This window comes from [Clostridium] ultunense DSM 10521, from assembly GCF_000511955.1.
Taxonomy (GTDB): Bacteria; Bacillota; Clostridia; order Tissierellales; family Tepidimicrobiaceae; genus Schnuerera; species Schnuerera ultunensis.
Window position 1 is genome coordinate 288843 of sequence record NZ_AZSU01000006.1, and the last position, 6805, is coordinate 295647.

A 6805-nucleotide genomic window follows, 5' to 3' on the forward strand; every position below is an offset into this window, starting at 1 on the left:
ACTGTTTCTCTACTAATATCCACAGGTGTAGATAATTCTGCTGTCTTTTTTGTAACTTACATCAGTAGATTTATCTAAAATATCTCCCTTTAAATTCCCCTCAACTCTTTCGTATTTCTCTATCCCCAATAATTCATCTAAAATATATACATAATTATTTTCATTTATATTTTTATAATATGCCCTTTCAAATTCTAATTCACCAAATTTAGTAATTAAAGTTCTTTCAACTTTTCCTTTATGAACATGGTATTTTCCACTTCTTTCAGGAGATTTTTTAATAATACTATTTAATTCACTAATTATTGCTTGAATAGTTTTAATACCAATATCATTAACCATTTCTCCAACTGAATCTACAATATCATCGAGGTTTCCTTCGCCTTCAAGAACTCTTATTATATTTTCTTCAATTTCACCCTTAACTTTTCCTGCTATTAATTGTATAATATTATTCATAGAGAATATCCTCCTTTTTTGTGATTTCGACGATTACATTATATCAAATTGAGGATTATTCTCTATATTTTTTTGTTTATTTGTCCAACAATTATTTTACACTAAGATGAAACTTTAATAATTGGAATCGACATCGCTAGAGAATTTCATGTGGCAAGAGCACAAGACATAAGAGAAATAGAATTTGGCAAATCAATTAATTTTAATAATTCCCTTTCAGGATATTTAGAATTTGAGAGTTAGTTAAAGGATATTAAAATAGCAGAAAATAAAAGCAAAGTGCTCATAGGTATGGGACCAACAGGTCACTACTGGTTGAACCTTGCAAGATATCTTAAGGCCAATGAATACAAAGTAGTTACAGTAAATCCAATGCATGTAAAAAAGATAAAAGAGTTAGATGATAATCTTCAAACAAAGACAGATAAAAAAGGTGCAAAAACATTGCACAATTAGTAAAAGATGCTAGATATTCTACCCTAAATTTACTTGAGGGTGAGTATGAAGAACTGAGGAATGCTAAGAACTTAAGGCAAGTTGTAATAAAGGATTTAAACCGTACAAAAAATCAAATTCATAATTGGTTAGACAGGTATTTTCCAGAATACAAAGAAGCATATGCCAGCTGGGAATTCAAATCATTTATAAAGATAATTAAAAAGTATATCTTCCCATCTGTAATTGAAAGCATATCGCCAAATGAAATCTATGAGATGCTACCTCCAAAGATGAGAAGAGGTGTGAGCCTTGTGAAGATAGAAAGGCTTGTAGAAGTAAGTAAAAATAGCATAGGAATAAAAGAAGGACTTTCATTTGCAAAATTAGAAATAAAATATCTATTAGAAAAATATGAAGTCTTTCTACAACAGATAGAAGAAATAGATAATTATGTAACTGATATTTGTAGCAGTCTAGATGAAACATCAAAGATCACACAAATAAAAGGTATAGGAATTGTGACAGCAAGTGGTATAGTAGCTGAATTAGGGGATATTAGAAAGTACAAGACTCCAAAACAAATGATAAAAGTGGTAGGACTTTCTTTAACAGAAAATAGTTCTGGCAAAATAAAAGGTACAACATCTATAAGCAGAAGGGGTCTAAAGGATCTCCGCAGATTATTGTACCAGGTAATACTTGGTATGATAAGGACAAATACTGCATTTAAAGAAATGTACATTTATTATACTACAAGACGGAAAAATCAGCTTACGGGGAAACAAGCCATAATAGCATTATGCAGAAAACTATTAAGAATAATTCATACAATAATTTTAAAAGATGTTGATTATGATGAAGGTAAAATTATGTCACAAATAAAATACCCAGATGAGTTTTTAAACGTGGCTGCTTAATCACAATCTATATCACAGATTTAATTAAGTATGAATTAGAAACGTTTTTAAAAGATTCTATTTAAAAAATGTAGCTAAAAATAGAATTTGAAATTAAATTTATAATTATAAAAATAACAAAAGTGGCGATTATGTAATTCCTCCATTAGGATATAATCCTGCATACGAGCATGACGGGACTCACATATAGATTAAGTTGGACGAAGGAAGTTTGGGAAATAAATCCTGTCAGAAAGAGGTTCTACTACTATATAAAGTGAGCAAAGCCATTGTTTATAAAATAATATAAGTGCTACTTTTATTAAGTGAGGATTAAAATAGACATTATATGTGAAATAAATTTATTTTACTCTAAATGATCTATTAAAATAATAAAAAAATAATCTGAAGTATTGAAAAATACTACTTGATTTAAGAGGAGGTGAGAAGATGTTAGCTGAATCGATAATTAGGGTTGGAGAACCTATTAGAGATAGCGATTTATCTAATAAGGAAAGGATAGAATTGCTCACAGATTGTAATAGTGAAAATTGTAAAAATTTTTTTCAAAATGTATTTTTAATAGAAATAGATGAGAATAAGATTGGCTATCATTTTCTAAAAGTAGGTACAGGTGAGGAAGATTTTAAGGTTGATAAAACGAGAAATACAGCATATCCAATTTTTTATCCACAAGGTGGCAATCCCCTTCATGCACAGGGTAGTTATCCTATACCTTGCTATTTAATGTATGACAAACATATAAAAGACATGGAAAATATTGAATATTTTGCAGAAAAGGTAGTATTAGCTAGACTAGAGAAAACAATATCCTATGATAAATGTAGCGAAGAAGAATTAAAAAACATTTCATATATGGTGGCTGAGATATTAAACAAGAATTATGAACAGTTTATAGACAGGGAAAGGCAATTAGGCATTTTATATATTTATGACCATTCGCTATCTGAATACCATAGCTCTAAGGAAAAGCATGGTACAAGATCACAATATTTTTGGATTACTGAAAGCAAATTAAAACTAGGAGAACAATTGCATCTAGATAGCAATAAATGTATTGAAAACATTATAGAGGCCAAATTTACAGAGGCAAAATCGTTAGGCTATAGGGAGAAGGAAGTTTCAACATTTTCAAATAAATTAGAAGAGGAGGTAGCTTCTATTTACAATAAATATTGGCTATGGTTGTCTCCTACTTGGGAAGCGCCTAGGTCAATATATTGGAAGAAAGAGGATTGGACACCAGGTATAAAAATAGATAAGAAAAATTATGAAGCATATCTATATGGGGCTCAGTTTTTAAATCAAATTACGCTCCCTATATCTAGTAGTATATTAAAGGAAATGTTTGCGCCAATTATGAGTGTAGAGGCCAAAAAAAATAGAAGTTATTCTAGTTTTGAGCAAATCTTTGGAGTACCTATAGTATTCCCCCTAGTTGAGAAAAATCCAGAACAAATGTATAAAAAATACAAACAATTATTAAAGAAGGACGACAAAGCAAAGGGTTCTGATATACATTTGAATTTAATTGCTGGTATTGATAAAGCATTACCAACAATCGATGATGAATATCGTCTAACTTTACTATATTACTCTGGTGATATTTCTAGGGGCGATGTGCATATTCGTATGATTATAGAAGATGTGGTTCCTTCTGTGGCCAAAGAGCTCAAAAATATTGTAAAAGATATTAATAGAAAGGAAGTTCCTAGAATACGAAGAGTTTTTGGAAGTAACAAAGAAGAGAAATTTTATCCATTGGCAAATTTACCTTCTATGCTAGGGAATGCATATGGGCCTGGCTATGTATGGAGTAGCTTAGAAACTGTATTTAGTAAAAAACCAATTTATATCAATAGATTACATCATTCCGTATCTACTAAATTAAATGAATTAGCTAATAGAGAAGAACATTGGGAAATGGTAGATGAATTGGTATTTTATCATGGTTTCCTAGTCTTTTATAACAGATACAATAATGAAATATTAAGGATAGGGAAGGAAGTGAATATTATGGCAAACTGGCAGGGATTATTAGAAAAGTATCATGCTGGAGAAATAAAAATAGATGATTTAAAGACTGCAGAAGAATTAGGCTATGTAGTTGGACTAACTCTTAAACAATTTTCTAATTCATATCATCGTAGAACTAATAATGACTATTTAAAACATAGAGTAATGAAGTTTGGTAGTAAATTAACTCCAGAAATGATTTGGAAAGATGGATTATTAAGATGTGAAGAACTTGCAGCCCAATGGGATTTGGGATTGGGAAGGAATTTCCACCAAAATTTATCTCATGTTTTACTTGCACTCTTAGAAGCCAATAAAAAAGACTTATTAAACAAAGACAAAGATCAATTTATGACAGCCTTTTGGTCAGGATATCTAATGTATAAAAAACAAGAGGAGGTATAAAAATGACCATTAATAATGGGGAACTTTTATTTGTGAAATCAGTCAAAGATGGGATACCAAATAGAGATCCTTTACAAGATAGTGATGTGCGTAGAATATTTCCAGAAGAAGATGGTAGGATATCTTTAACCGATGTTAGTATTAAAAGAGATGTAAGGGATTATGTAATTGATGCTGAGCCCAAAGGAGGAAAAGATAAAAAAAATCATATATTTGTACAAGAAGTGTTTAATGAAAAGGGAAGTCTATTAGGTCGGGGTAGTTTGGCAAAATTAATTGCTGAAAAAGTGGAGAAAGAGCAACAGGCTAGAGATGATATGAAATCTGTATTGTTGGAACATAGTTTTGATGTGCGAACCTTTGGCATTGTATATTCTGTTAGACCAAAATTTAATTTAACTGGACCAGTACAGTTTGGCTGGGCACACTCTATGCATCCCGTGGATAGTCAATATGTACAAGGTACTGTGGTTTTACCTAGCAAAGATACTAAGGAAAGTGGAATAGTAGATAACGAGAAAGGAAAAACTCAAGGAACCATATGGACTAGTTATATTGTGCCTTTTGCAGTATTTTGCATGCCTGGAGTTATTAATGCTAAAAATGCAGAACATACAAATATGACCATTGAAGACCAAGAATTATTATTAAAGGGATTATGGCAAGGAACATTACATCGTCAAGCTAGGGGAAGGGGACAGCAACAACCACTATTTTTAATTCACATTGAATACAGTGACCCATTTTTCCGAATAGGATATATTGAAGATTTGATTAGCCTAGAACCAGGAGATAAGGTTTGGAGAGGCAATGGGAAAAAACCAACTTCGTTAAATGATATTGAATTAAATATTAATCCTTTACTTGATGCTCTTGAAGAGAATAAAGGGAAAATTGAACGTTGTCGAATATGGGTTAATAATCAATTAAACATTATCGGAGATATTTCAAAATATAAGCAAGAGTTATGGTAGGTGATATATATGAAAGCTGTAGTTTTCGATATAGAAGGTAAAATAGGACACTTTAGAAGGCCAGATGCTACAGTAACTCAATTAACATACCCTTTTATACCTCCTATTGTTGCAAAAGGGCTAGTAGGAGCAATATTAGGAATTACGGACTTTGTAACTAAGGATAAGGTTGGAATACAGTTATTAAGCCCAGTTAGAACATCTACACAACAGTTATCTTTGCTAGGTAAGGAAGGTGCAACATTTAATAGGCCTACTACCATGGAGTTCCTTGTAAACCCGGCTTATCGTGTATATTATGCTGGGAATGAATATGTAGAAGAGCTTGCAAATAAATTAAAAAATAATTATTCAGTTTATCCTACTTACTTAGGTGTAGCCTTTGCATTAACATTTCCTAAATACATTGGATGCTTTGAAAAAGTAGATATTGTTCACGAAGAATATCATATAGAAACTCCTTCCGCAGTACCTACATCTACAATTAAAAAGTTAATATTTGAGGAAGGCTATCATTATAGCAGGGCTGGGGGATTTATGAAGGATTATTTGGGAGAGAGACAATTTGAAAAATCCATATCCTATATATATGAAAAAGATATGAAAAATATTAAATTTTTATTGGAACCTGATAATGGGGAAGATTGTTTAGTTGCAAATATAGGAGGAGAATTCATATGTCTAGTATAAAAGCTTTTAAAGAATCTAAAGCCCGTCCCGACTCTTTCTTAGAAAATCACTTAAAGGATGTTAAAATTTCAATTGAACATTATTTAACAGATTATGATAAAGAATTAGTGAGACTAGTTGGCCTAGCAGGTGTATGTCACGATATTGGGAAAAACCATATTAAATGGCAAGACTATATTGACAATGAAAGCAAAACTAAGGGCCCTAATCATTCTGATTTTGGGGCCTTTGTTTTCTCTTATCTAGGATTTCATTTATTAAATCAACAGAATTTATGGGAAGAGTATCAGGTACAATGGCTATGGCTTATTAGAGATATTGCAGATCATCATAGTAAATTAAAAAACCTAACGAATGATAATTGGATAATAAGTTATGATATGAGATAATACATTTGTGACAAGAAAATATGAAAAAAGGAAAGGCCTCTGATATAATGTTATTCGCCACAAAAAACAAATATCGGAGGGATCCTTTCCTATGAAAACAATTATAACAGAAGAAATGAGATTTCGTCAAAGGGTAGTTAAATATGCAATCAAACATAATAACAATGCAAAAGCAGCTAGAAGATATCATACCAGCCGCCAACAGGTATGGCGTTGGAGAAAAAAGTATGATGGAACCATAAAATCTTTGGCAAATAAAAGCAGAAGACCCCATTCTCATCCTAATCAACATACACAGGAGGAATTGGGCTTAATACGATATAAGCACCGTTATCATCGCCATGAAGGTCTGGCACAAGTATATCGTAAATTAAGAGATGCTGGTTATACAAGAACTTACGACTCCATGTGCAGACAAATAAGGAAAATGAAGCTAAATACACCAAAAAAACGAAAAAGCTATCCTAAATCTAAGTATCGTAAAAACCCAGCTACCTATCCAGGCGAGCGGGTACAG

At 31.6% G+C, this 6805-nt stretch carries 8 protein-coding genes; 7 read left to right on the top strand and 1 reads right to left on the bottom strand.

Annotated elements, in window-relative coordinates; translation table 11 throughout:
• Positions 1 to 12: 12 nt before the first annotated feature.
• Entirely contained in the window at positions 13 to 459 is a 447-nt protein-coding gene (locus tag CUL_RS0114470; RefSeq protein ID WP_025642370.1) for a UPF0236 family transposase-like protein, read from the bottom strand.
• A gap of 258 nt (positions 460 to 717) precedes the next feature.
• Between CUL_RS0114470 and CUL_RS20020 the strand changes: the two genes are divergently transcribed.
• From CUL_RS20020 to CUL_RS0114500, 7 genes are all read left to right on the top strand, one after another.
• Positions 718 to 915, top strand: coding sequence for an IS110 family transposase (locus CUL_RS20020; protein WP_330216565.1), 198 nt, complete (start codon positions 718 to 720; stop codon positions 913 to 915).
• On the top strand, positions 903 to 1814 hold the full coding sequence (locus CUL_RS18130) for a transposase (RefSeq protein ID WP_109840717.1): 912 nt from the start codon (positions 903 to 905) through the stop codon (positions 1812 to 1814). The genes CUL_RS20020 and CUL_RS18130 overlap by 13 nt, the downstream gene beginning before the upstream one ends.
• Positions 1815 to 2243: 429 nt before the next feature.
• Positions 2244 to 4235, top strand: a complete 1992-nt coding sequence (locus tag CUL_RS0114480) for a hypothetical protein (protein WP_025642371.1) — start codon at positions 2244 to 2246, stop codon at positions 4233 to 4235.
• Between the two features lie 2 nt (positions 4236 to 4237).
• Positions 4238 to 5209, top strand: a complete 972-nt coding sequence (locus CUL_RS0114485) for a type I CRISPR-associated protein Cas7 (RefSeq protein WP_025642372.1) — start codon at positions 4238 to 4240, stop codon at positions 5207 to 5209.
• A 9-nt stretch (positions 5210 to 5218) separates the two neighbouring features.
• A complete protein-coding gene (gene cas5, locus CUL_RS0114490; RefSeq protein ID WP_025642373.1) occupies positions 5219 to 5899 on the top strand; it encodes a CRISPR-associated protein Cas5 in 681 nt (226 codons plus the stop codon).
• Complete coding sequence (locus CUL_RS0114495; protein WP_025642374.1) at positions 5887 to 6288, top strand: CRISPR-associated endonuclease Cas3''; 402 nt, start codon at positions 5887 to 5889, stop codon at positions 6286 to 6288. Before cas5 ends, CUL_RS0114495 begins: the two co-directional genes overlap by 13 nt.
• Before the next feature lie 91 nt (positions 6289 to 6379).
• Positions 6380 to 6805, top strand: a 426-nt coding sequence (locus tag CUL_RS0114500) for a helix-turn-helix domain-containing protein (RefSeq protein WP_025642375.1), incomplete at its 3' end; no start/stop codon positions are given.